The following is a 23,738-nucleotide window of genomic DNA, read 5'->3' as shown; positions in this document are numbered from 1 at the left end:
TCTAGATAGGGTTGGTTTTGGTCAGAATGAAGACAATATGTACTTTGAAAATAGTCATTTATTTTGTCTAAAGAGAGTTGTGCGATTAGTGGACCGAAGTTGAAAGGTGATAGTTTCTTACATTGTTAGAGAAATATAAGGATTACAGAATATTCGACTAACACGTTACTACGGTCATTTTTGAGCCTGTTTAAACAATAAGAAAGAAGGTGTTTTACTCCTTAGTTACAATATCTTTTTAGTAAAGATAAGCTTAAGTAACCTCCGCTAAAGATTATATACTTAAATGATAAAGAGTTCAACACTAGTTCACATATTTTCCCAAAAATAAAAAACGGCTGTTTTATGTGGAATAAATCTACAAAACAGCCGTTTTTGGTATTAGATTTCTGTTAAGATTATTGGTTCACCGCGTGTTACGACAACGGTATGTTCACATTGTGCAACAAGACTTTTATCAGGTGTAACGAATGTCCAACCGTCGTCACCACGTTCAATAATATGATCAGCTTTCATAGAGATGAAAGGTTCTACAGCGATAACAAGACCGTCTTTTAGAAGCGCATTATCCATTGGGTCATAGTAACTTAAAATGTGATTTGGTGCTTCATGTAAGCTAAGACCAATGCCGTGACCAGTTAAGTTTTGAATAACATTGTATCCACTTTTATGTGCGAAGTTTGAAACAGCACGACCAATTTGATTTTGTTTTGAGCCAGCTCTAACCTTTTTCATTGCTGCCCAAAATGCATCAACCGCTGCTTGGCAAAGTTTTTCTTTTGCCTCGTCTTCTCCAAGAACAAATGAAATGCCTGTATCTGCATAATAGCCATCAAGTGCAGCAGATACATCGACGTTTACTAAGTCGCCTTCTTTTAATACACGATCTCCTGGAATACCATGAGCAACTTCTTCATTTACACTAATGCAAGTTACACCTGGAAAATCATATTCTTTTTCAGGTGCAGAAATAGCACCATGCTCATCTAATACTTTTTTACCGATCAAATCAAGCTCTTTCGTTGTCATACCTGGCTTCGCTTGTTTTTTCATTTCTTCACGTGCAAGCGCAACGATGCGGCCGATTTTTCGTAAGCCTTCTAAATCTTGTTCATTACGAATAATCATGAAAACCACTGTCCTTCCTCGAATATATATCTTATCCAATTGTATCATGTTTATTTTCGTCCTGCTACTCGCTTGCGGTATGCGGGTTGATTCCTCTCATAAAGAATACATGACAATTGTCATATCGATGTTATGACGCACTATACTGTTTCCTAAGTTTTCCAAGTAATACAATGTAAATATAAGAAACAGCGGGGGTGGAGAGATGGAAAAGATTATTGAAGTAAATGGTGTTTCTAAAACATTTAAACATAAAAACGCAGTAAATAATGTTTCATTCCATGTAAATAAAGGGGAAATAGTAGCGTTACTTGGTCCGAATGGTGCGGGGAAAACAACGACGATGTCGATGATGCTTGGATTAAAGGACCCAACAGAAGGTAAGGTCTTTATATTTGGAAAGAGTCCAAAGCATAAAGATGTTCGTAATAGCCTCGGTGCAATGCTGCAAGAAGTAAGTGTCATTGATAGTATTACGGTGGAAGAGGCAATTGAGTTATTCTGTAGTTATTATACGAATCCTATAGCGAAAGAAACGTTACTGCAGTTATCAAATTTAGAATCAGAGCGAAAGCAAAGATGTGAGAAGTTATCAGGTGGGCAAAAAAGAAGGTTAAACTTTGCGCTTGCACTTGCGGGAAATCCAGCTTTGTTATTTTTAGATGAGCCGACAGTCGGAATGGATATTACGTCTCGAAGAATATTTTGGGAAACGATTCGAAAGTTAGCAAGTGAAGGGAAAACGATTATTTTAACGACGCATTATTTAGAAGAAGCAGATGCTTTAGCAAATCGTATCTTATTATTTGCGAACGGAAAGATTATCGCAGATGGTACACCAGACGAAATGAAAGCAACAATTTCGAGAAAAACAATCACATTTTACTCAAAGGAAAGCATTCCTACAAAATTACTAAAGGAATTACCAAATGTAACAGAAGTAAAGTCAAACGAAGGATGCTTCATTTTAACAACGGAGGATACGGATGCAACTTTAAAAGCCATTTATCAAAGGAGTTTACCTGTAACAGATGTTTCAATTGAACGTGGAAGCCTTGATGAGGCATTTGAACAGTTTGTCGCAAATCAGAAGGAGGAAATCGCATGAGAGCGTTATGGATGCAGTGCAAAATAGAAATTTTACGTACATTCCGCAATAAATTATTTATCTTTTTCTCATTATTAATGCCTGTTATGTTTTACTACATTTTTACAAATGTTGTTCAAGTACCACAAAACGGAGATGCGTGGAAAGCACATTATTTAATTTCGATGGCAACTTTCAGTATTGTAGGGACTGCACTCTTTAGTTTCGGTGTGAGACTTTCTCAGGAAAAAGGGCAAGGATGGACACATCTTTTAAAAATTACACCGCTTCCAGAGGGAGCATATTTAACAGCAAAAATTATCGCTCAAACAGTAGTAAATGCTTTTTCAATATTAGTTATTTTTATTGCAGGGATACTAATTAATCATGTTGAGTTAACGGTAGGGCAATGGATTGGTGCGGGGTTATGGTTATTGTTAGGGGTAACACCATTTTTAGCGTTAGGAACAGTAATAGGTTCCATTAAGAAGGCGGACGCAGCTGCTGGCTTAGCAAATATTTTAAATATGAGTTTAGCTATAGTTGGCGGATTGTGGATGCCGATTGAAGTATTCCCAAAAATATTAAAAACGATTGGTGAATGGACACCGACATACCATTTCGGAAGTGGTGCGTGGGATATTGTAGCTGGAAAATCAATTGGATGGGAAAATATCGCGGTATTAGGAGGTTATTTCCTTATATTTGTTGTAGTATCAATATATATAAGAAAAAGACAGGAAGCGGTATAAATGATAGAGAAGAAGAGGATTGAGATTTTTCCGAAACATATGGGATTTTTTCCGTACATGTGGCTTGTGTATTTATTATTTCCAATTTACCATTTAGCACAAGCATCAGGGTGGAAGCTTGTGCTAGGAAGCGGTATGTTGATACTTTTTATTATCACATACCGTCAGCTTTATTTTGTTCAGAAGACGTTTATTTTATGGGCATGCATTCAAATGATACTCATCTTTTTATTTGCTTTATTTTATAATCCTTTTATGATATTTTTTGGCTTTTTCACAGCAAGTGCGATGGGATTTGCGCCAAATAAGAAAGTATTTCGAGTGCTGTTATGCTCTTTAGTTATAATGCTTGGAGCATTTTTATTTGTAAATATGAATCAAATAACAACTACAAGTTTAGTAAATATCGTTCCGATGTTTATTTTAATGCTTCTTACGCCATTTGGTATGCGTAATTTTAATCAGAAAAAGATGTTAAGAAATCAATTAGATGAGGCGAACGAGCAAATTAAAGACTTAGTAAAACGTGAAGAACGGCAGCGGATTGCAAGAGATCTTCATGACACATTAGGGCATACGTTATCTCTTATTACTTTAAAAAGCCAGCTTGTAGAGAAGTTAATCGTAAAAAATCCAGAGCGTGCAAGTGCGGAAGCGAAGGAAATTACACAAACGTCTCGTACAGCCTTAAAACAGCTGAGAGAATTAATTTCTGATATGCGTATGATTACGGTAGAAGAAGAGCTAGAGCAAATAAAAGCAATCTTACAAGCAGCTAATATTGAATTAGAAGTGAGGCAAGAAGCAAGATCGAGCTCGTTATCACCAATTGAACAAAATATTGTCGGGATGTGTTTACGTGAGGCCGTTACAAATGTTGTAAAACATAGTAAGGCGACGCGGTGCGCAGTTTCTGTATTAGAATCACAAGGTGAACTGATTTTGAAAGTAGAAGATAACGGAATCGGTTTAACAGATCAAAATCATGATGGAAATGGTATTCGCGGCATGAAAGAACGAATTGCTCTTATTGATGGATTTGTTGAACTAGGTACAATCAATCCAGGGACGTTGTTAACAGTAAAAGTTCCAGTTGTTATTAGAACAGGAAAAGATGAGGTGAGGGCATGATCCGAATTATTATTGCAGAAGATCAGCGGATGCTTCGTGGTGCGTTAGGGGCTCTGCTTGATCTAGAAGATGATATCGAAGTAATTGGACAAGCTGCGAACGGGGAAGAGGCGTTAAAATTAATTGAATCGTTAAAGCCAGATGTAAGTATTATGGATATTGAAATGCCGATTCAAAGTGGATTGGATATCGCTGAGACTTTAAAGAAAGAAAAATCATCATGCAAAGTAATGATTTTAACAACATTTGCAAGACCTGGTTATTTTGAACGAGCAATGAAAGCTGGTGTGCACGGATATTTGTTAAAAGATAGCCCAAGTGAAGATTTAGCGGCAGCAATTCGTAATGTAATGAAGGGAAAACGAGAGGTCTCCCAAGATTTAATGTTCGGCCTATGGCAGGAGCAAAATCCGTTGTCAGATCGCGAAAAGGAAGTATTGTTGCTTGCGAAAGAAGGAAAGACGGCAAACGAAATTGCGAAGGCACTTTATCTTTCGCCGGGCACAGTACGTAATTATATTTCTGAAGTATTAACGAAGCTCGATGCGAAAAATAGAATTGAGGCAATTACAATTGCGGAAGAAAAGGGTTGGATATAAAAAGAAGGTTACCTATGAGAGGTAACCTTCTTTTTATAATTATTGTACTTCTATTACTTTATTTACTTTTTGTAACGGTTTGTAACCGTGTGCTTCAAATGCTTTTGCAAATTCATTTGATACGGCAGTGTCATATAAATCTTTTGCAGCTTGTACGATATGAGATTGAAGTGATTCAAAGTCTTCAGCGGAAGTTGCATAATTTTGCAATGCACGCATAACAACTTTACTTACTTTTTCATTTCCTTGTTTTTGAACAGCAACACCGTTATATGTTTTACCTTCAGCTAATTGATATAATACGTGACTGATAATACCAGAATTCACGTGTGATTCTTGATTATTACCATCGTTATAGAAATCTTGTAAATTTGTATATAATTTATGACCGCCGTCACCAATTTCCCTTGGGATATCACGAATTGTTAGGCCACCTAATGTATCGCCCATAATCCAGTTTCCTTTATCTTTCTTTACGTAATATTCGATTTGTGTACCCCAGAAATCCGCTAATCCCTCGTTTAGTGCAGATGTTTCAGCGCTTGGATATCTCACGACTTTATTTTTCGTCGTGCCACTGAATACAGCATGTCCAAATTCATGAGCTGTTACATCAAGAGCGGATGTTAGTTTTCCGCCTAAACCATCACCAAATACCATTTGGTTCCAAGCGGGATGCCAAAATGCATTTACATAGTCTTCTTTTACACCATCACTAACTTCAGTAGAATCAAAACCGTGTACACTAGCAACAACTTTTGAATCTTTATTGTCGTAACTTTTTAGATTATGTTCTTTCTTAAAGTAATCGTAAATATCACTCATATTCTTCATAGCGCCCGCGGCTTCTTTATCTGCAAAATTAGGATTGCTACTTGAAATTAGTGTCCCTGGATAACCAGCTTGACTATATCCTCCGAGGGAATCGGCGTAGTTTGCATTATAAATATAAATACCATTTCCGCGTGATAAATCCGCTAAATAAAATTTCCCATCAGTGCCTTTGGCAATATTGAAAGAGATGTTTTCTTGAAGTGCATTTTTCCCAGTTCCTTGCTCACTTGCAGGGGATAATCTAGGTGATGTTACTTGATTTATAGTCTTATTCTCTTTGTTTTTAATGAACTTTTCTTGGAAAAGTACTTCGCCAGTTTTTAGATCAACGATAGCATTGCCGTTTATAATTTGTTCATTGTTTTCATAAGTAAATGTAATAACAGTTGCGAATGTATAATAGCCATCTTTTTTCTTATAAACAACGGTTTCGCTAGAGAATTCTGTCTCAACTGCATCACTTGGAATTTGAACTATATCGCGTAATTTAGATTTTACTTCATTTTTCGACAAAAAATTTGTTATAGTAAGATTAGGTTGTTGATTTAAATTCTGAACAACTTTACCACTAACAGTTGTGATCACTCCATTTTTATCTACTTTTACAATGAGATCTTGGCCATATACTTTATAGTTTTTATATGTTTGTGCAAGGCGAACTTCGGTTTGATTTTCTTTGGTTTCTTTATTTGTAGGTTGGAAATCTACATTTTTTTCAGTAGTGACTTGTTCTTGTTGAGCTTTCGCCCCATTTACCTCACCTTTTAAATACTTTTTAGCAATATTTTCTTTCGTATCATTTTGAGGTTGTGTTAATTTCCCGATTGTTAAACCAGGCTGAGCAATTTCAACTTTGACTACACTTTTGTCTAATTCTTGAGCATGAATAGCTTCTGTTGATAAAGGGCAAAGAAGACCGAATGTAACGAAAGCACTAGCAAGTTTTCTATAATTCATCTATAACACTCCTAATCTATTATTGTATGTGAGATGAATTGTATGAAAAATTTGCCGAATTATATATATATTATGCATTATTTCATATCAAAAATTGTCGAATTCACATTATTGTAGTGGTATGACAACTTAAAAAATTAGATTGTTATAATGGGATGGTGAGTAAGTATGCACGCAGAAAAATTAGGAAGTGAAATTAAGAAAATTAGGGTGATGAGAGGATTAACACAAAAACAGTTATCCGAGAACATATGTCATCAATCGGAAGTAAGTCGAATTGAATCGGGCGCGGTATACCCAAGTATGGATATATTGCAAGGTATTGCAGCAAAATTACAAGTTCCCATCATTCATTTTTATGAGGTACTTATTTATTCTGATATTGAGAGGAATAAGCAGTTAAAAGATCAAATTATTCTGCTTTGTAAGCAAAAAAAATATAAAGAAATTTATAATAGAGTATGCAATGAATTGAAAAAGGAAGAATATCATCCCGAGCTTCAGCAATTTCTTCAATGGCAATATTATGTAGCTGCTTACGTATTGAAAAAAATCGATTACGAATATTGCATTTTAGAATTAAAGAAATTGCTCAATCAACAACTGGTAGGAATAGATGTATATCAGAACCTTTATATTGAAAACGCAATTGCAAACATTTATGCTGAAAACGGCTATTTGAAGCAGGGTATTGATTTGTTTGAAAATATATTAAAACAATTAGAGGCATTGCATGATAATAAAGAGTTTGATGTGAAGGTGAGACATAATCATGCAAAAGCATTATACATAGACAATCAATACGAAGAAGCGCTTTGTCACGCAAATAAAGCCATTGACCTATCGTGTCGAATTAACAGTATGACATTGATTGGACAGTTATACTTTCGAAAAGGTGAATGCTTAGCAAAACTTGGGTGTGATAGAGCAGAAATTGAAGATGCTTACGAAAAAGCATGCTTCTTTTTTGATATATTAGGAAACCATGAATTAAAAGAATCACTTATAAAAAAAATGAAGAAATAAAAAAGACATAAAGAACAAATATGCATAATTGCATAAAGTCTGGATAATTTTTCATGATATATTTAAAGAAAAAATGCGGGTGATGGAATATGAAAAAACTACTTATTGGTAGTTTACTAACGTTAGCGATGGCATGGGGTATTTCATTAGGAGATACAGCATTAGAGAAAAACCAAATAATTTCTCATAATAATCAAGAGATACAATTAGCTAATGAAGTACCTTTTGAGTTCTAAAAAACAACCGTCTTACTTAGACGGTTGTTTTTTTATGGAGTAACATCCAAACGTCTTTACTAGAAACAGGTTTGCTAATAAAGAATCCTTGAATGTGATCACAATTTTGTTTATGTAAAAATTTCCATTCTTCTTCTGTTTCTACACCTTCTGCAATCACTTCTAAATTTAGTTCTTTTGATAGTGTAATAATGGAAGAGACAATTGCTTCTTCTAAAGGGCTAGTTGTAATTCCACAAATAAACTCTCGAGCGATTTTTAATGTGTTGATTGGATATTTTGTTAAATAAGCTAAAGAACTATAACCAGTTCCAAAGTCGTCGATTGAAATTTGAATACCGAGATTTTGAAGTTGTTCTAGTTTTGCAACTACAGATTGATTTTGATTAATTGCGATGCTTTCCGTAATTTCAATATCTAGTGCTTCTGGTTTCAGTTCTGTTTCTTCCAACACCTTTGAAATAGTTGGGATTAAATCTGCATGGTTAAATTGAACAACAGATAAATTTACACCAACTTTTAAGTGAGAAAAACCTTGATTATGCCATCTTTTTGCCTCTAAGCAGGCAGTACGTAAAATCCAATTGCCAAGTTCAATAATAAAACCAGTTTCCTCTGCTAGAGGAATAAATTGGGCAGGAGATACGATACCGAGTTTTGGATGCTTCCAACGTATTAATGCTTCAAAACCGATAATTTGTTTTGTTTTTGTGCTTACTTGTGGCTGGTATTCAAGGAAAAATTCATTTTGTTGTAATGCTTTTGAAAGTTCACCTTCTAAGAATTGAATTTCATTTTGAGCGATACTCATTTCTTTTGAGAAGAAAACAAATCGGTTTTTTCCATTTGCTTTCGCACGATACATAGCCATATCAGCATTTTTCATTAATTCATTTACATAAGTTCCATAATCAGGGTACATCGCAATTCCGATACTTGGTGTAATAGAGAGTTCTTCGCCTTGAATGAAGAATGGTTTGTTTAAAATAGTTAAAATCTGTTCAGCTATAAAAATTGCACTTTTTTCTGAGTACATTTCTGGTAACAGAATTGTAAACTCATCTCCACCTTGGCGAGCGACGATATCTTTTGAACGCAAGCAACCGCGTAATCTTTTTGCTACTTCAATTAATAATAAATCTCCAACGTCATGGCCAAGTCTATCGTTAATTTTTTTAAATCGATCTAAATCAAGGAATATGACGGCGACATCATTTGCGTTAGTTTGGGCTGTATTTAAAATGGCTTTTAAATCTTTTTCGAACTTTCGACGATTTGGTAATCCAGTAAGTGCATCGTGAAAGGCTAAATGCTCTACTTGTTTTTGTTTTTCATATAGAGTGGTAATATCACGCGCTATCCCAAACATTCCGACCACTTCTTTGTTTATAAAAGTAGGGATAAGTGTAATATGAAGATAATAATAATAGCCTTCTTGTTCTTTTGTACGAACTTCTAACGTTTGTGGCCTACCTTCCTTTGTAATTTGTAAAGCCTTCTTTAGTAGTTCGTGGTCTTTTGAATCAATGAAGTGTACCAGAGAATAGCTTGCTACTTCACAATAATAGGCAGTAAATAAGCTTTCGCATGCCTTATTAGATTGTTGAAAAATGCCATTCATATTTAAAGAGAAAACGGCATCGGGATGATCTTCGAATAAAGACTTATAGCGTTGTTCACTTTTTGATAATGCAAATGCACCTTCTTCAACTTCGTCCTCTAGTTGTGTAGTCAACTGTTCATATGTAAGGATTAGTGCTTGATTATCTTTCCACATGTAAAGTTGCCGCAAGAATAACAAAATAAGTGATAATACGAGACCAATTAACATAAATTTATCATCCCAAGGTTGAATGATAATAAAGGAAAAAGTAATAATTATACTAAAATAAGGTAGTATAAAACGTACATAATCGAATCGATAATATTTTGCTTTCGTTTCATGTTGCATTGGTTTATCCAAGATATATAGTATGGAAGAAAGTCCAATTAATAAAATAGAAGCAGTGTGTATTAAATAATTAAATTCAGGAGAAGTTTTCATCCCAAAATTTAATTGAAACAGATGAATGTAACCGTATACGAGTATAATAGTGAAACCGATAATTAATGCGATTCTACTAGAAGAATATTGTTCTCTTCTATAAAGACTAATAACGGCGTAAATTACTAATGATTGTGCAATAAAATAGCCAATTAAAATCCAAGTTTCCTTTGTTAACATACGGAAGCTTGAAAGGTCCAAGATAAAAGTTAAAGTGAAATAAATGTTCATAATAACAATAAAGATGCTATCGAATGAAAATTGAGCAAGACCCTTAATAGAGTAAATTTTTATAAACTTTATAGCAAATCCAACAAAGAGTAAAACATATTGTATGATAAAAAAAGGTAATGCTTTATATGAGAATATAACTTGCTTATGAATAGAAAGTGAAGGAAGAAATAAAGTTATTTCCATAGCTAACCCGCATAGACAAGTACATAATAATAAAATCCAAAATAATTTATCACCATGCGTCATTTTTCTAATCGCTTTACATAAGCAATAGCAAGAAAAAAGTGCAGCGAAACAGAATAAGAAAAGAATCCCGATTTCTTTTATATTCGACTCATTTGGTATAAGGAATATCCAAAGAGCAAATATAAATATGTATATTATGACAGATTGTATATACTTTTTTTGATTAATCATATTATGACTCCGTTTCAATAAAGTTGAATCTCGGGGAGAAAATGCTAATTTAAATAATAGCATATAAAACAGAATGTTTTTTACTATAAAAATTACTTTTTTGAAAAAATGGTGCAAAGTTACAATTTACCACTGTAACATTGCACCACTTATTCTTTTAATTCCTCTTATAGCAGAAAGTTCATCTATTAATTGGAATAGTGCTAAGTCTTTTTGTTTACTTTCAATCATAATATCGAAATTATGATTGTGTTTTTTTGCAATGTGTAAGAAAGGCTTAATAAACTCTAAATCGATATATTCAGCATGAGCCCTAAATTCTTTTTCCGATCTCGGGGAGGAAATGTGAACTTTAGGAGAGATATTTGTATGTGACCAAGTTTCAAAAATTGCAGGAAGCAACTCTTCTAGTGGTTCCTCGCAAAGATTGGCCATATGATGATGATAATCAAATACAAATGGAATATTTTCTTTTTGGCAAATGGATAAAGTTTCAGCGGTTGTATAGGTTTTATCATCATTTTCAAGAGTCATTTGTTTTTTTATATGTGTAGGAAGTTTTTTTATGTTTTCATGGAAGCGCTCAATCGCCTTTTCTTTATTTCCATAGGCTCCACCTACATGAATATTAATGTAAGAAGAATCTGCAATGCCTATAGCATCCAATATTTTATAATGATAAGTCATATCCGTAATAGCGTTAGTAGTAATATGTGGCTTGTCGCTTGTAAATAGCGTAAATTGATTTGGATGAAAACTTATTCGTAAATTGTGTTCTTTAATTAAAGCCCCTATTTTACGCCAAAGTGGTGTGAATACCCCAATATAGTCAAACTCGACTTCGGGATGTGTTGCAAGTGGGACGATGGAAGACGATAGGCGATATAGTGGGATTTCATGCGCTATATTGTAATGAAGGATACGTATTGTGTGCTCTAAATTTTGCTTTATAACATGGTACAGTTTGTCTTCTCGTTCTTGCTTGCTAAGTTTCTTAAAACTTGTAAACGTCATTGTTTTGGCAGGAGAACAGTCCCAGAGTGCCATTGCATGTGAGACATATCCAAACCGTATAATCATATGAGATACACCTCTTTTATTCATTGTCTTTCCTATAAAAAGAAAGCAAGTATTGTTCCAATCCATTCCTTTCCTCTATTGATAAGAGAAGGCGGGTTTACATCGCTATAGGAAAGTACGGATGCATTCTCTAGATCTTCATGAAATTTATTTTTTACTGTTTGAATGAAATGTTTATTATATAACAGGCAGTTTATTTCATGGTTAATATATAAACTTCTCATATCAAAGTTTGCCGTTCCGATATCACAAATATCATCGTCCACTATAATAATTTTGGCGTGAAAAAACCCTTGTTGAAATGCATAAATATTGCAACCAGCCTGTATTAATTTTCGGCAGTACGGGAATTTTGCTTCCCGAACGAGAGGGTGATCAGCTTTTTCTGGAACAAGAATTGTGATTTGAACCCCTCTTTCTCTTGCTTTTAATAAGGCATTCATAATTTTTTTTCCAGGAATGAAATATGGCGTACCGATACAGATTTCTTTTTTTGCTCCGTTAATTAAATGTAAAAAAGTATGCTGTAAATAAGCACCATCAGTCGGAATAAATTGATGCAAGATGGTACCTGGTTGTTGTTTTGGAAAATAAAGAGAAGCATCCAATAAATTCTGTTTCGTATCATCAAACCAATCATGCAAAAATTGCTTTTGTAAATCTTGAACCCCTTCTCCTGTAAGACGTAAATGATAGTCTCGCCATAATCCTAAGTGTTCATTATGCCCTAGATACTCTTCGCCAATATTAAATCCCCCGATATAGCCGGTTTTCCCATCAATCACTGTAATTTTTCTATGATTTCTTTGATTGGCAGAAAAGAAAGGAAGAGGAAATTTTACCTTATGACAAAATGAAAAAGATACACCATGTTTTTGCAGGGAGCGAATAGCTTCGTTTGATAAAGAATGGCTGCCAAATCGATCAAGTAAAAGTCGTACTTCAATTCCTTCCTGAGCCTTATCAATCAGCAACTTTAAAAATTCACGACTGATTTTATCGTTTTTTACAATGAAGAATAAAATATGAATGTGGTGCTGTGCTTGTTTTATATCAGTAAATAAAGCATCATATAAATCTTTCCCATATGTATAAAGGTGAAAATCACTTTGACGTAAAGGGAAAGTGCGAGAGCTTACCCGTTTTAAATGAAGAAGTCTCCCGTATGAAAGGTCAATTGTAATCCAAAGAGCAACGGATATTAACAAAAGAGATAAGTAGAGCATCAGTGAATTCCCTCCTTCGCATTCTTTTCACCTTCAGTATGTTACAAATGATACGGGTAGCACGGCTGTTATTATAAATTTCTTTAGAGGATAGATGTTGTACTGGTTAAAGTTTCACTTTACCCCGCTTTAACGGGCAGTAAGCTTCCTATTTCAAAAATTGATGAATAAGCAGAAGCTAGTTAGGAAATCAACTGCCCGTAAAAGCCCGATTGGTTCAACTAATAATCAGCGGGGGAAGAACCGCCCCTACTGATTAAAGTTTCACTTTATAGTTTCACCGAAATAAACAGCTTTATGAAAAAATGTGTTGTTCTATAACAAAAAACTGTTGACTGAATGCTCACTCATTATATAATGGGGATAGGGGATATAATTCAGAAAATTATATATTTTTGAAGATTCAAAAAGAAAGAGGGCTTACAAAGAGAGGGGTAGCATAAAAATGAATAGCTTACTGATTATTAATTGGCTGGCTGCCATTGCTGTTATTGCTTATGCAGGATATTTGTTTGTATATCTTATACGGACGAGAATGGCCTACATACAATTAGGAAAAAAAATTGAGTTTGACCGTCGTTTTAAAGAGCGTTGGGATCTCCTTAAGGTCAATGTTTTCGGTCAGAAAAAGCTGCTGAAAGATAAGAAAAGCGGCATCATTCACGTTATGTTCTTTTACGGATTTATTCTTGTCCAATTTGGAGCAATTGACTTCGTTTGGAAAGGACTCGCACCAGGATCACATCTTCCACTTGGACCACTATACCCTGCATTTACATTCTTCCAGGAAATTGTCACCCTTGTTATTTTAATTGCAGTATTTTGGGCTTTTCATAGACGTTATGTAGAAAAGCTTGTTCGTTTAAAACGTAACTTCAAATCAGGTCTTGTTCTTATTTTTATCGGTGGTTTAATGATTTCTGTGCTACTTGGTAACGGTATGGGACTTATATGGCATGGCGAGGAGCTTTCATGGAGTGAACCAATTGCTTCTGCAATCGCTTACGTTTTTAGTGGGATAAATGAAACCGTAGCCATTTCAGTGTTCTATTTTTCTTGGTGGGTGCATTTACTAATTTTGTTAACGTTTTTAGTGTATGTTCCACAATCAAAACATGCGCATTTAATTGCAGGACCAGCTAATGTATTCTTCGGTCGTCTTTCAAACCCAGGGAAGCTTGAAAAGATTGATTTTGAAGATGAAACGCAAGAAACATTTGGTGTTGGTAAAATTGAAGACTTTAGACAAAATCAACTTATTGACTTATACGCTTGTGTAGAGTGTGGCCGTTGTACAAATATGTGTCCGGCAACAGGAACAGGAAAAATGTTATCACCGATGGACTTAATTTTAAAACTTCGCGATCATTTAACTGATAAAGGAGCTGCGGTAACATCAAAAGCACCGTGGGTTCCAGTAGTTGCCTTCAATAATACACAAGGAAATCAGTTAGCGATGATGGCAGCTGGAAAAGGGCAACAAGAATCAGCGTCTACAACGCTCGCTTACGATCCGAGTTTAATCGGAGATGTTATTACAGAAGAAGAGATTTGGGCATGTACAACGTGTCGTAACTGTGAAGATCAATGCCCAGTTATGAATGAGCATGTTGACAAAATTATTGACTTACGTCGATATCTCGTTTTGACTGAAGGGAAAATGGACGCGGAAGCACAACGCGCGATGACAAATATCGAGCGTCAAGGAAATCCGTGGGGGCTGAACCGTAAAGAGCGTGAAACATGGCGCCAAGGTGATGACGAAGTAACAGTTCCAACTGTAAAAGAAAAATCAAAAGCTGGGGAGGAATTCGAGTATTTATTCTGGGTTGGTTCAATGGGATCATACGACAATCGTAGTCAGAAGATTGCGATATCGTTTGCGAAGTTAATGAACGAAGCAGGCATTTCATTCGCAATTCTCGGTAATAAAGAAAAGAATTCTGGAGATACACCACGCCGCCTTGGAAATGAATTTGTATTCCAAGAGATGGCGACAAAGAATATCGAAGAATTTGAAAAGGCAGGAGTGAAGAAAATCGTTACGATTGATCCTCATGCTTATAACACATTTAAAAATGAGTATCCGGACTTTGGCTTGCAAGCAGAAGTCTATCATCATACAGAATTGTTAGCTCAGTGGGTGAAAGAAGGGCGCTTAAAGCCTGTTCACGCTATTGAAGAAACAGTTACGTACCATGATTCCTGTTATTTAGGAAGATACAACGAAGTGTATGAAGCGCCACGTGACATTTTGAAAGCGATTCCTGGAGTGAATCTTGTAGAAATGGCACGTAACCGTGAAACGGGAATGTGCTGTGGCGCAGGTGGTGGCTTAATGTGGATGGAAGAAACAACAGGTTCACGTATTAACGTTGCTCGTACAGAACAAGCATTAGCTGTACAGCCATCCATTATCGGTACAGGTTGTCCATATTGCTTAACGATGATCAGTGATGGAACGAAAGCGAAAGAGGTAGAAGAGAAGGTTCAAACTCTTGATGTGACAGAGATTTTAGAACGATCTGTTATCGGACAGAAAAAAGAAGCGATGTAGTTTGTAAGAATGTATACAACTTTAGAAAGAGGTGCAATGATTGCACCTCTTCTCAACGTAGGGATACCGAGCGAGCGCTCAGTATTAAAAAATGAAATGGGGGAAAGAAACATGAGTAAAACAGTTATTTTAAGTGCTGCAAGAACACCAGTTGGAAAATTTGGAGGATCTTTAAAAGATGTAAAAGCGACGGAACTTGGAGGAATTGCAATTAAAGCAGCGCTTGAAAGAGCAAATGTTGCGGCTAGTGATGTTGAAGAAGTTATATTTGGAACGGTTATTCAAGGTGGACAGGGGCAAATTCCATCGCGCCAAGCTGCAAGGGCTGCTGGAATCCCATGGGAAGTGCAGACGGAAACAGTGAATAAAGTTTGTGCATCAGGACTTCGTGCGGTTACGTTGGCGGATCAGATTATTCGTACTGGCGATCAATCACTAATTGTAGCTGGCGGTATGGAGTCGATGAGTAACAGTCCTTACATTTTACGCGGAGCAAGATGGGGATACAGAATGGGCAATAACGAAGTTGTTGATTTAAACGTTGCTGACGGTTTAACATGTGCATTTTCAGGTACACACATGGGTGTTTATGGTGGAGAAGTTGCGAAGGAAGATGGAATTTCTCGCGAAGCGCAAGATGAATGGGCATATCGTAGCCATCAGCGTGCGGTTTCAGCGCATAAAGAAGGGCGTTTTGAAGAGGAAATCGTGCCAGTAACGATTCCGCAAAGAAAAGGCGATCCTATTGTCGTTGCAAAGGATGAGGCGCCACGTGAAGATACAACGATTGAAAAGTTAGCAAAGTTAAAACCTGTATTTGATAAGACAGCGACGGTGACAGCTGGTAATGCGCCGGGACTAAATGATGGTGGTGCCGCACTTGTATTAATGAGCGAAGACAGAGCGAAGCAAGAAGGAAGAAAGCCATTAGCGACAATTTTGGCACATACAGCAATTGCAGTGGAATCTAAAGATTTCCCAAGAACGCCAGGTTATGCAATTAACGCATTGCTTGAAAAAACAGGCAAGAAAATTGAAGACATCGATTTATTCGAGATTAATGAAGCATTTGCAGCGGTAGCAATTGCAAGTACAGAAATCGCAGGAATTGATCCGGAAAAATTGAATGTAAATGGCGGCGCGGTAGCGATGGGACATCCAATTGGAGCAAGCGGAGCGCGCATTATCGTTACACTAATCCATGCACTTAAGCAGCGCGGCGGCGGAATTGGAATTGCTTCGATTTGTAGCGGTGGCGGTCAAGGGGACGCAGTGATGATTGAAGTCCACTAATTAAAGTTCGAGGGTATAAAATTTATTAACAATTAAGGGGGAAGAAAAAATGGGTGTACAAAACATTGTTGTAATTGGTGCAGGGCAAATGGGATCAGGAATTGCACAAGTATGTGCAATGGCAGGATATGACGTGAAGGTACAAGATTTAAAGCAAGAGCAATTAGATAGAGGAATGGCTATCATTACGAAAAACTTAGCGCGCCAAGTAGAAAAAGGACGCATGAAGGAAGAAGAGAAGGAAGCGACATTAAATCGTCTTACAGTAACGCTTGATTTAGATTGTGTGAAAGAAGCGGATCTTATTATTGAAGCAGCTGTTGAGAAAATGGATATTAAAAAGAAAATCTTTGCGAATCTAGATGAAATTGCTCCAGAACACGCAATTTTAGCGACGAATACGTCATCTCTGCCAATTACAGAAATTGCAGCGGTAACGAAGCGTCCGGAAAAAGTAATCGGTATGCACTTTATGAATCCAGTTCCAGTTATGAAGCTTGTTGAGATTATTCGTGGTTTGGCTACCGATGATGCGGTATATGAAGCAATTGAAGATATTACGAAAAAAATTGGGAAAGTACCAGTTGAAGTGAATGATTTCCCAGGTTTTGTATCAAACCGCATTTTACTACCGATGATTAACGAAGCAATTTATACGTTATATGAAGGTGTAGCGACGAAAGAAGCAATTGATGAAGTCATGAAGCTTGGTATGAACCATCCGATGGGGCCTTTGACACTCGCTGATTTTATCGGTTTAGATACGTGTTTATACATTATGGAAGTGTTGCATGAAGGATTAGGAGATAGTAAATATCGCCCATGTCCATTATTACGTAAGTATGTGAATGCAGGATGGTTAGGGCGTAAAACAGGTCGTGGATTCTACGTTTACGAATAAATGCCCCCTTTGTTACAACATAGTGGTCTTACCAAATTATTTAAAGGATATATAGCAAATGGAGGCGGAATATATGAACTTTCGTTTTAATGAAGAGCAGCAAATGATGAGGAAAATGGTTCGGGATTTTGCACAGAAGGAAATAGCTCCCTTTGTTCCTAGTATGGAACAAGGGGTGTTCCCGAAAGAGATTTTGCAAAAGATGGGTGAGCTTGGATTAATGGGTATTCCAGCGCCTGCAAAATACGGCGGGGCAGAAATGGACTTTATTTCTTACATTCTAGCAATTGAGGAAATCTCAAAGGTAAGTGCAACAGTTGGTGTAATTTTAGCTGTACATACGTCAGTTGGAATGAATCCGATTTTATATTTTGGAACAGAAGAACAGAAGAAAAAATATGTTTCTAAACTTGCAACTGGGGAATATTTAGGTGCATTTGCTTTAACAGAGCCAAATGCAGGATCAGATGCAGGGAGTTTGAAATCAAGAGCTGTGAAAAAAGGTGATTATTATATTATTAATGGATCGAAAGTGTTTATTACAAATGGTGGTGAAGCAAGTACATACATTGTATTCGCTTCTACAAATCCAGAGGCAGGAAAAAGTGGTATTTCTGCATTTATAGTAGAGAAAGATACACCTGGTTTAATCATTGGAAAAGATGAACATAAGATGGGACTTCTCGGTTCTCGTACAGTACAACTTACTTTTGAAGATATGAAAGTGCCAGCTGAGAATTTACTTGGGGAAGAAGGACAAGGATTCAAAGTGGCGATGGCGAATTTAGATGTTGGGCGAATTGGAATCGGTGCGCAGGCGTTAGGAATTGCTGAAGCGGCGCTTGGCTGTGCAATTGATTATGCGAAAGAACGTGAGCAATTCGGAAAACCAATTGCGGCGCAGCAAGGGATTGGCTTCAAGCTTGCAGATATGGCAACAAGTGTCGAGGCAGCAAGGTTACTCGTATATAGAGCGGCATCTCTTAGGGCACAAGGATTACCATGCGGTAAAGAAGCATCTATTGCGAAATTATTTGCTTCTAAGACAGCGGTTGAAGTCGCGATTGAGGCGGTGCAAGTATTTGGTGGTTACGGTTATACGAAAGACTATCCAGTAGAACGATTTTTCCGTGATGCGAAAATCACGCAAATATATGAAGGAACAAGTGAAATACAGAAACTTGTTATTAGCCGTGCTTTATAAAAGGGCGAGGGGGAGACGGAGATGCATTTTAAACTATCAGAAGAGCATGAAATGATAAGAAAAATGGTTCGAGATTTTGCTAAAAATGAAGTGGCACCAACAGCAGCTGAGCGTGATGAAGAAGAGCGATTTGATCGAGAGTTATTTGATCAAATGGCAGAGCTTGGTTTAACTGGTATTCCATGGCCTGGAGAGTACGGCGGAATTGGAAGCGATTACTTAGCGTACGTAATCGCTATTGAAGAATTATCTCGCGTTTGTGCTTCAACAGGTGTAACACTGTCCGCGCATACTTCACTTGCGGGATGGCCAATTTTTAAATTTGGGACAGAAGAGCAAAAGCAAAAGTTTTTACGACCGATGGCTGAAGGGAAGAAAATTGGTGCATATGGCTTAACGGAGCCAGGATCTGGATCGGATGCTGGTGGAATGAAGACAATCGCAAAGAGAGATGGCGATCATTATATTTTAAATGGATCAAAAATTTTCATTACAAATGGCGGTATTGCTGATATTTATGTTGTTTTTGCGCTAACTGATCCTGAATCGAAGCAGCGCGGTACGAGTGCATTTATTGTAGAAAGTGATACACCGGGATTTTCAGTTGGGAAGAAGGAGAGCAAGCTAGGGATTCGCTCTTCACCAACGACTGAAATTATGTTTGAAGATTGCCGTATTCCTGTAGAGAATCTACTTGGAGAAGAGGGACAAGGGTTTAAAGTTGCGATGCAAACATTAGATGGAGGTCGTAACGGTATTGCGGCGCAAGCTGTTGGTATTGCACAAGGGGCTTTAGATGCTTCTGTAGAATATGCAAGAGAGCGCCATCAATTTGGAAAACCAATTGCGGCGCAGCAAGGGATTGGCTTTAAACTTGCGGATATGGCAACAGATGTAGAAGCAGCACGCCTTTTAACATATCAAGCGGCTTGGCTTGAATCAGAAGGGCTTCCGTATGGAAAAGAATCAGCGATGTCAAAAGTATTTGCAGGCGATGCAGCGATGAAGGTGACGACTGAAGCGGTGCAAGTATTTGGTGGTTACGGTTATACGAAAGATTATCCAGTAGAGCGTTATATGCGAGATGCAAAGATTACACAAATATATGAAGGAACACAAGAGATTCAGAGGCTTGTAATTTCTCGTATGTTAACGAAGTAGGAACGAAAGCGTAGGTATTTTCCTACGCTTTTTCCTTCCAAAAAATAATAGAGAGAGGTGAAGGGAATGGTTAAACATAATGTGCATGCATCGGTGAAAGATGAAAAATTAGTTGCGTTAAGACGTGAACAAATGATTAAAGGTGCGGTGCAACTGTTTAAACAAAAAGGATTTCCGCGTACAACAACGAGAGAGATTGCAAAAGCGGCTGGGTTTAGTATAGGGACACTTTATGAGTACATTCGTACCAAAGATGATGTTTTATATTTAGTTTGTGATAGTATATATGAACATGTAAAAGAAAGATTAGAGGAAGTAGTGTGTACAGAAAAAGGGAGTATAGAAAGTTTAAAGATAGCAATAACGAATTACTTTAAAGTGATGGACGAATTACAGGAAGAAGTATTGATAATGTATCAAGAGGTACGCTTTTTACCGAAAGAATCACTTCCGTATGTATTAGAAAAGGAGTTTCAAATGGTAGGAATGTTCGAGAATATTTTAGAACAGTGTACGGAAAATGGAACATTTACATTAAATAAAAAAGAAATACAGCTTCTTGCGCATAATATTTTTATACAAGGACAGATGTGGGGATTTAGACGCTGGGCGCTGCAAAAACTGTATACGCTCGAAGAATATACAGAAATGCAAATTAGGTATGTATTGCAAGGGGCCCATATGCTTCCGAAATAAGGAACAGACAAATTATAATTTTACTACCCTATAAAAGTTTCCCGTTTTTTTTGTAGCATATTTGTGCGACTTTTGTTTATAATGAATAGTATGGATTTTTTTAAGCAGGCCGTTATATATAAGGTTATATTTGATGAAAGGAAGTGCCGCATAAGTGGATTTTAAGCAATATTCACCAGAAGAGCTAAAAGAATGTTCAATGATTGAAGTTGTACATAGCGTTTTAGGGGATAAAAAACAAGCAACGACATTCAACGAGTTGGTTCAAGAAATCGCTCAAGTGCTGGGACTATCTCAAGAGCAAGTTAATGCGAAAATCGCACAATTTTATACAGACTTAAACATCGATGGACGTTTCATTAATTTAGGAGAAAATCGTTGGGGACTACGCAGCTGGTACCCATATGAGCAAATTGATGAAGAAATCTTGCCTCAACCAAAACCGAAGAAGAAACGTAAAGTTGAAGAAGACGGTTTTGACGACTACATTGAAGAAGACGAAGATGACTTCGACGATGCAGACGTAAGTGAAGATGAAGACGATGTAGAAGATTTGGACAAGGTTCTTGAAGAAGAAGACGGAGATGACGACGATCTTGATGATTTAGACGAAGATGACGACGACTTCGCTGAAGAAGAACTTGAGTATGATGAAACTGAAGAAGAAGAAGAGGAAGAACTGTAGTTCTTGACTTTTTATTATCGTCCATGTAGAATCATTTTTGGGCTCTTTAAAAAAGGACGATAATACTTTTAAAGTGTAAATATAAAAGAAAATTGCTCCCTACTTATTACTTTTTGTGATGAGGGGAGCAATTTTCTTTTTTGTTTTTTGTTTAGAAAATAAAAAGAGTCTAACAATAAGATGGATACAGTGTTATCTACATACGTTGCGCTTTGCAACGGTGATTATATAACAGCAAAATAGAAGGGAGCTTTTTCATGACTAAGTATATTTTTGTAACAGGCGGTGTAGTATCGTCTTTAGGAAAAGGTATTACAGCAGCATCTCTTGGAAGACTTTTAAAAAATCGTGGTTTAAACGTAACGATTCAAAAGTTTGATCCATACATTAACGTAGACCCAGGGACTATGAGCCCATACCAACACGGTGAGGTATTCGTAACAGATGATGGCGCAGAAACTGACTTAGACCTTGGTCACTATGAGCGTTTCATCGACATTAACTTAAACAAATACAGCAACGTAACAACAGGTAAAATTTACTCTTCAGTTCTTCAAAAAGAGCGTCGCGGTGAATATTTAGGAGGAACAGTTCAAGTTATTCCTCATATTACTAACGAAATTAAAGAACGCGTATATCGTTCTGGTCGTGAAACAAATGCGGATGTTGTTATTACAGAAATCGGTGGAACTGTTGGTGACATCGAGTCTCTACCATTCTTAGAAGCAATCCGTCAAATTAAGAGCGACATCGGTCGTGACAATGTAATGTACATTCACTGTACGTTAATCCCGTACTTAAAAGCAGCGGGTGAAATGAAGACAAAACCAACACAACATAGTGTTAAAGAACTTCGTAGCTTAGGTATTCAACCAAACATTATCGTTGTTCGTACAGAAATGCCTGTTTCTCAAGATATGAAAGACAAGCTTGCATTATTCTGTGACATCGATACAAAAGCAGTTATCGAAGCTCGCGATGCAGATACTTTATATGCGGTTCCATTATCTCTTCAAGAACAAAACATGGACCAAATCGTTTGTGACCACTTAAAATTAGACAATCCAGCTGCAGATATGACAGAGTGGACTGCGCTAGTTAACAAAGTGCGTAATCTTTCTAAGAAAACAAAAATCGCTCTTGTTGGTAAATATGTAGAACTTCAAGATGCTTATATTTCTGTTGTAGAAGCACTTCGTCATGCTGGTTACTCATTCGACACAGATGTAGAAGTAAAATGGGTAAATGCTGAGCACGTAACAGCAGAAAACGTAAAAGAATTAGTTGGCGATACAGATGGTATCCTTGTACCAGGTGGCTTCGGCGATCGTGGTGTAGAAGGTAAAATCGTTGCGATTCAATATGCTCGTGAAAATAAAGTTCCATTCTTAGGAATTTGCTTAGGTATGCAACTTGCATCAATCGAATTCGCACGTAATGTATTAGGTTTAGAAGGTGCTAACTCTTCTGAAATCAACCCTGACACACCATATGCAATCATCGACTTATTACCAGAACAAAAAGATGTAGAGGACCTAGGTGGTACACTTCGTCTTGGTCTATACCCATGTAAGCTTGCTGAAGAAACAAATGCTTACAATGCTTATAATGAGCCGGTTGTATATGAGCGTCATCGTCATCGTTATGAGTTCAACAACCAGTTCCGTCCTGATATGGAAAAAGAAGGATTTGTATTCTCTGGTACAAGCCCAGACGGCCGTCTAGTTGAAATCATTGAATTAAAAGACCACCCTTGGTTCGTGGCAGCACAGTTCCACCCAGAACTTGTTTCTCGTCCAAACCGTCCACAACCATTGTTCCATGACTTCGTAAGAGCTTCTATTACGAATAAAGAGAGCAAGTAATAAAAAAAGCGCCTGAAATAAGGCGCTTTTTTTTAATATTCATTTAACATTTCATCGATTGTAAATTTGATTCCGTGATAAGCAAATAAAGCTACTATTAAACTTGGGAATCCGTAGCGATTACCTTCATCGTCTGGAATAAGACCTTTTAACAGTTTTGTATCAATATGTACGTCTGTATATCGTTCGAGTGATTCCGTACCTTCTTGAAGAGCAGAAATGCCGACAATAGAGTGTCCCTCTTCTTGTAGTTTTTTTGCAATTTCTACAACCGCTTCATCTGTTGAAAAACGGCTAATAAGAAGTACACGATCCGCAGAGGTTACTTCTGCTTCTTTACCATTTTCAAATAAGCGTTTTGCTTGCTTCATTGGTTCAGCACCGAATAGTGCCTCGGCAACAACGCCTTCCATTTCATTTGTACCATGTAAATAAATGAAACCATCGCCAACTAGTGCTTGAGCAAGTAAACGAGCACTATCTTCTATATTCATTTCTTCTTTTTGAGAAACTCTGGAGAAATAACCACTTAATTGAGTTGAAAAAATTTTTAACATAATGTTACTCCCTTCGTACGTGTTTGCCGGCTTTCATTATAGTTTATTTTTTTAGAAAGGTGAAATCG

At 36.7% G+C, this 23,738-nt stretch carries 20 protein-coding genes; 14 read left to right on the top strand and 6 right to left on the bottom strand.

The genetic code is table 11. The features are described 5' to 3' along the window. Positions 1-381: 381 nt before the first annotated feature. Entirely contained in the window at positions 382-1,176 is a 795-nt protein-coding gene (gene map / locus DN407_RS26445) for a type I methionyl aminopeptidase (protein WP_149216720.1), read from the bottom strand. Between the two features lie 157 nt (positions 1,177-1,333). On the opposite strand from map, the gene DN407_RS26440 reads away from it, so the two are divergent. Genes DN407_RS26440 through DN407_RS26425 form a run of 4 tightly spaced genes read left to right on the top strand, consistent with a single transcriptional unit; the run spans position 1,334 to position 4,697 of the window. After that, the gene (locus DN407_RS26440; protein ID WP_149216719.1) at positions 1,334-2,236 is read left to right on the top strand and encodes an ABC transporter ATP-binding protein; all 903 of its coding nucleotides are present in this window, start codon (positions 1,334-1,336) and stop codon (positions 2,234-2,236) included. Continuing rightward, positions 2,233-2,967 (top strand): ABC transporter permease, encoded by a 735-nt coding sequence (locus DN407_RS26435; RefSeq protein ID WP_098293335.1) that lies wholly within the window; start codon positions 2,233-2,235, stop codon positions 2,965-2,967. Before DN407_RS26440 ends, DN407_RS26435 begins: the two co-directional genes overlap by 4 nt. Further along, positions 2,968-4,098, top strand: coding sequence for a sensor histidine kinase (locus DN407_RS26430; protein WP_000570624.1), 1,131 nt, complete (start codon positions 2,968-2,970; stop codon positions 4,096-4,098). Beyond that, positions 4,095-4,697 (top strand): response regulator transcription factor, encoded by a 603-nt coding sequence (locus DN407_RS26425; protein ID WP_098293334.1) that lies wholly within the window; start codon positions 4,095-4,097, stop codon positions 4,695-4,697. Before DN407_RS26430 ends, DN407_RS26425 begins: the two co-directional genes overlap by 4 nt. Positions 4,698-4,736: 39 nt before the next feature. On the opposite strand, the gene DN407_RS26420 is transcribed toward DN407_RS26425, so the two are convergent. Further along, positions 4,737-6,488 (bottom strand): M4 family metallopeptidase, encoded by a 1,752-nt coding sequence (locus DN407_RS26420; protein ID WP_149216718.1) that lies wholly within the window; start codon positions 6,486-6,488, stop codon positions 4,737-4,739. 168 nt (positions 6,489-6,656) lie between these two features. Here DN407_RS26420 and DN407_RS26415 point away from each other — a divergent pair, with 168 nt between their 5' ends. Both DN407_RS26415 and DN407_RS26410 read left to right on the top strand, forming a co-directional pair. Further along, complete coding sequence (locus DN407_RS26415) at positions 6,657-7,514, top strand: helix-turn-helix domain-containing protein (RefSeq protein WP_000542925.1); 858 nt, start codon at positions 6,657-6,659, stop codon at positions 7,512-7,514. Positions 7,515-7,603: 89 nt separating this feature from the next. Next, positions 7,604-7,750, top strand: a complete 147-nt coding sequence (locus tag DN407_RS26410) for a quorum-sensing peptide PapR (RefSeq protein WP_000734726.1) — start codon at positions 7,604-7,606, stop codon at positions 7,748-7,750. A gap of 16 nt (positions 7,751-7,766) precedes the next feature. Here the strand turns inward: DN407_RS26410 and DN407_RS26405 are convergent, their stop codons facing one another. The 3 genes from DN407_RS26405 to cls all read right to left on the bottom strand — a co-directional run bounded on the left by DN407_RS26405 (position 7,767) and on the right by cls (position 12,751). After that, positions 7,767-10,445 (bottom strand): DUF4084 domain-containing protein, encoded by a 2,679-nt coding sequence (locus tag DN407_RS26405; RefSeq protein ID WP_149216717.1) that lies wholly within the window; start codon positions 10,443-10,445, stop codon positions 7,767-7,769. Between the two features lie 126 nt (positions 10,446-10,571). Continuing rightward, complete coding sequence (uvsE, locus tag DN407_RS26400; protein ID WP_002101584.1) at positions 10,572-11,525, bottom strand: UV DNA damage repair endonuclease UvsE; 954 nt, start codon at positions 11,523-11,525, stop codon at positions 10,572-10,574. 32 nt (positions 11,526-11,557) lie between these two features. Next, positions 11,558-12,751: a cardiolipin synthase gene (cls, locus tag DN407_RS26395; protein ID WP_000966417.1), complete on the bottom strand. Its 1,194-nt coding sequence runs from the start codon at positions 12,749-12,751 to the stop codon at positions 11,558-11,560. 445 nt (positions 12,752-13,196) lie between these two features. Here cls and DN407_RS26390 point away from each other — a divergent pair, with 445 nt between their 5' ends. The 8 genes from DN407_RS26390 (at position 13,197) to pyrG (ending at position 23,113) form a co-directional block, all read left to right on the top strand. Next, positions 13,197-15,308 carry a (Fe-S)-binding protein gene (locus DN407_RS26390; RefSeq protein ID WP_001086776.1) on the top strand — a complete coding sequence of 704 codons (2,112 nt, stop codon included), beginning with the start codon at positions 13,197-13,199 and terminating at the stop codon, positions 15,306-15,308. A gap of 9 nt (positions 15,309-15,317) precedes the next feature. Continuing rightward, positions 15,318-16,601, top strand: coding sequence for an acetyl-CoA C-acetyltransferase (locus tag DN407_RS26385; protein ID WP_002005994.1), 1,284 nt, complete (start codon positions 15,318-15,320; stop codon positions 16,599-16,601). Between the two features lie 49 nt (positions 16,602-16,650). Continuing rightward, positions 16,651-17,502, top strand: coding sequence for a 3-hydroxybutyryl-CoA dehydrogenase (locus tag DN407_RS26380; RefSeq protein WP_000538880.1), 852 nt, complete (start codon positions 16,651-16,653; stop codon positions 17,500-17,502). A gap of 73 nt (positions 17,503-17,575) precedes the next feature. Beyond that, the gene (locus DN407_RS26375) at positions 17,576-18,706 is read left to right on the top strand and encodes an acyl-CoA dehydrogenase (RefSeq protein WP_130813676.1); all 1,131 of its coding nucleotides are present in this window, start codon (positions 17,576-17,578) and stop codon (positions 18,704-18,706) included. Positions 18,707-18,727: 21 nt separating this feature from the next. Continuing rightward, on the top strand, positions 18,728-19,867 hold the full coding sequence (acdA, locus tag DN407_RS26370) for an acyl-CoA dehydrogenase AcdA (protein WP_149216716.1): 1,140 nt from the start codon (positions 18,728-18,730) through the stop codon (positions 19,865-19,867). A 66-nt stretch (positions 19,868-19,933) separates the two neighbouring features. Continuing rightward, positions 19,934-20,563: a TetR/AcrR family transcriptional regulator gene (locus DN407_RS26365; protein ID WP_000238599.1), complete on the top strand. Its 630-nt coding sequence runs from the start codon at positions 19,934-19,936 to the stop codon at positions 20,561-20,563. A gap of 154 nt (positions 20,564-20,717) precedes the next feature. Next, on the top strand, positions 20,718-21,248 hold the full coding sequence (gene rpoE, locus DN407_RS26360) for a DNA-directed RNA polymerase subunit delta (RefSeq protein ID WP_000346280.1): 531 nt from the start codon (positions 20,718-20,720) through the stop codon (positions 21,246-21,248). Between the two features lie 257 nt (positions 21,249-21,505). Continuing rightward, positions 21,506-23,113 carry a CTP synthase gene (gene pyrG / locus DN407_RS26355; protein ID WP_000170460.1) on the top strand — a complete coding sequence of 536 codons (1,608 nt, stop codon included), beginning with the start codon at positions 21,506-21,508 and terminating at the stop codon, positions 23,111-23,113. A 32-nt stretch (positions 23,114-23,145) separates the two neighbouring features. Here pyrG and DN407_RS26350 read toward each other — a convergent pair whose 3' ends face one another. Beyond that, complete coding sequence (locus DN407_RS26350; protein ID WP_000912402.1) at positions 23,146-23,670, bottom strand: DUF2529 domain-containing protein; 525 nt, start codon at positions 23,668-23,670, stop codon at positions 23,146-23,148. Positions 23,671-23,738: the final 68 nt, after the last annotated feature.

The organism is Bacillus sp. JAS24-2, from assembly GCF_008274905.1.
Lineage (GTDB): Bacteria > Bacillota > Bacilli > Bacillales > Bacillaceae_G > Bacillus_A > Bacillus_A cereus.
The sequence above is the reverse complement of the archived record's forward strand: the minus strand, read 5'-3'. Positions and strand labels throughout refer to the sequence as shown.

Bases quoted from the DNA above. Each gene is read 5' to 3' on its own strand.
- DN407_RS26375 (WP_130813676.1), top strand. From the start codon at position 17,576: ATGAACTTTCGTTTTAATGAAGAGCAGCAAATGATGAGGAAAATGGTT.
- map (WP_149216720.1), bottom strand. From the start codon at position 1,176: ATGATACAATTGGATAAGATATATATTCGAGGAAGGACAGTGGTTTTC.
- acdA (WP_149216716.1), top strand. From the start codon at position 18,728: ATGCATTTTAAACTATCAGAAGAGCATGAAATGATAAGAAAAATGGTT.
- DN407_RS26365 (WP_000238599.1), top strand. From the start codon at position 19,934: ATGGTTAAACATAATGTGCATGCATCGGTGAAAGATGAAAAATTAGTT.
- DN407_RS26405 (WP_149216717.1), bottom strand. From the start codon at position 10,445: ATGATTAATCAAAAAAAGTATATACAATCTGTCATAATATACATATTT.
- DN407_RS26380 (WP_000538880.1), top strand. From the start codon at position 16,651: ATGGGTGTACAAAACATTGTTGTAATTGGTGCAGGGCAAATGGGATCA.
- DN407_RS26410 (WP_000734726.1), top strand. From the start codon at position 7,604: ATGAAAAAACTACTTATTGGTAGTTTACTAACGTTAGCGATGGCATGG.
- DN407_RS26385 (WP_002005994.1), top strand. From the start codon at position 15,318: ATGTATACAACTTTAGAAAGAGGTGCAATGATTGCACCTCTTCTCAAC.
- DN407_RS26435 (WP_098293335.1), top strand. From the start codon at position 2,233: ATGAGAGCGTTATGGATGCAGTGCAAAATAGAAATTTTACGTACATTC.
- DN407_RS26420 (WP_149216718.1), bottom strand. From the start codon at position 6,488: ATGAATTATAGAAAACTTGCTAGTGCTTTCGTTACATTCGGTCTTCTT.
- uvsE (WP_002101584.1), bottom strand. From the start codon at position 11,525: ATGATTATACGGTTTGGATATGTCTCACATGCAATGGCACTCTGGGAC.
- DN407_RS26390 (WP_001086776.1), top strand. From the start codon at position 13,197: ATGAATAGCTTACTGATTATTAATTGGCTGGCTGCCATTGCTGTTATT.
- DN407_RS26415 (WP_000542925.1), top strand. From the start codon at position 6,657: ATGCACGCAGAAAAATTAGGAAGTGAAATTAAGAAAATTAGGGTGATG.
- DN407_RS26350 (WP_000912402.1), bottom strand. From the start codon at position 23,670: ATGTTAAAAATTTTTTCAACTCAATTAAGTGGTTATTTCTCCAGAGTT.
- DN407_RS26440 (WP_149216719.1), top strand. From the start codon at position 1,334: ATGGAAAAGATTATTGAAGTAAATGGTGTTTCTAAAACATTTAAACAT.
- DN407_RS26430 (WP_000570624.1), top strand. From the start codon at position 2,968: ATGATAGAGAAGAAGAGGATTGAGATTTTTCCGAAACATATGGGATTT.
- DN407_RS26425 (WP_098293334.1), top strand. From the start codon at position 4,095: ATGATCCGAATTATTATTGCAGAAGATCAGCGGATGCTTCGTGGTGCG.
- cls (WP_000966417.1), bottom strand. From the start codon at position 12,751: ATGCTCTACTTATCTCTTTTGTTAATATCCGTTGCTCTTTGGATTACA.
- pyrG (WP_000170460.1), top strand. From the start codon at position 21,506: ATGACTAAGTATATTTTTGTAACAGGCGGTGTAGTATCGTCTTTAGGA.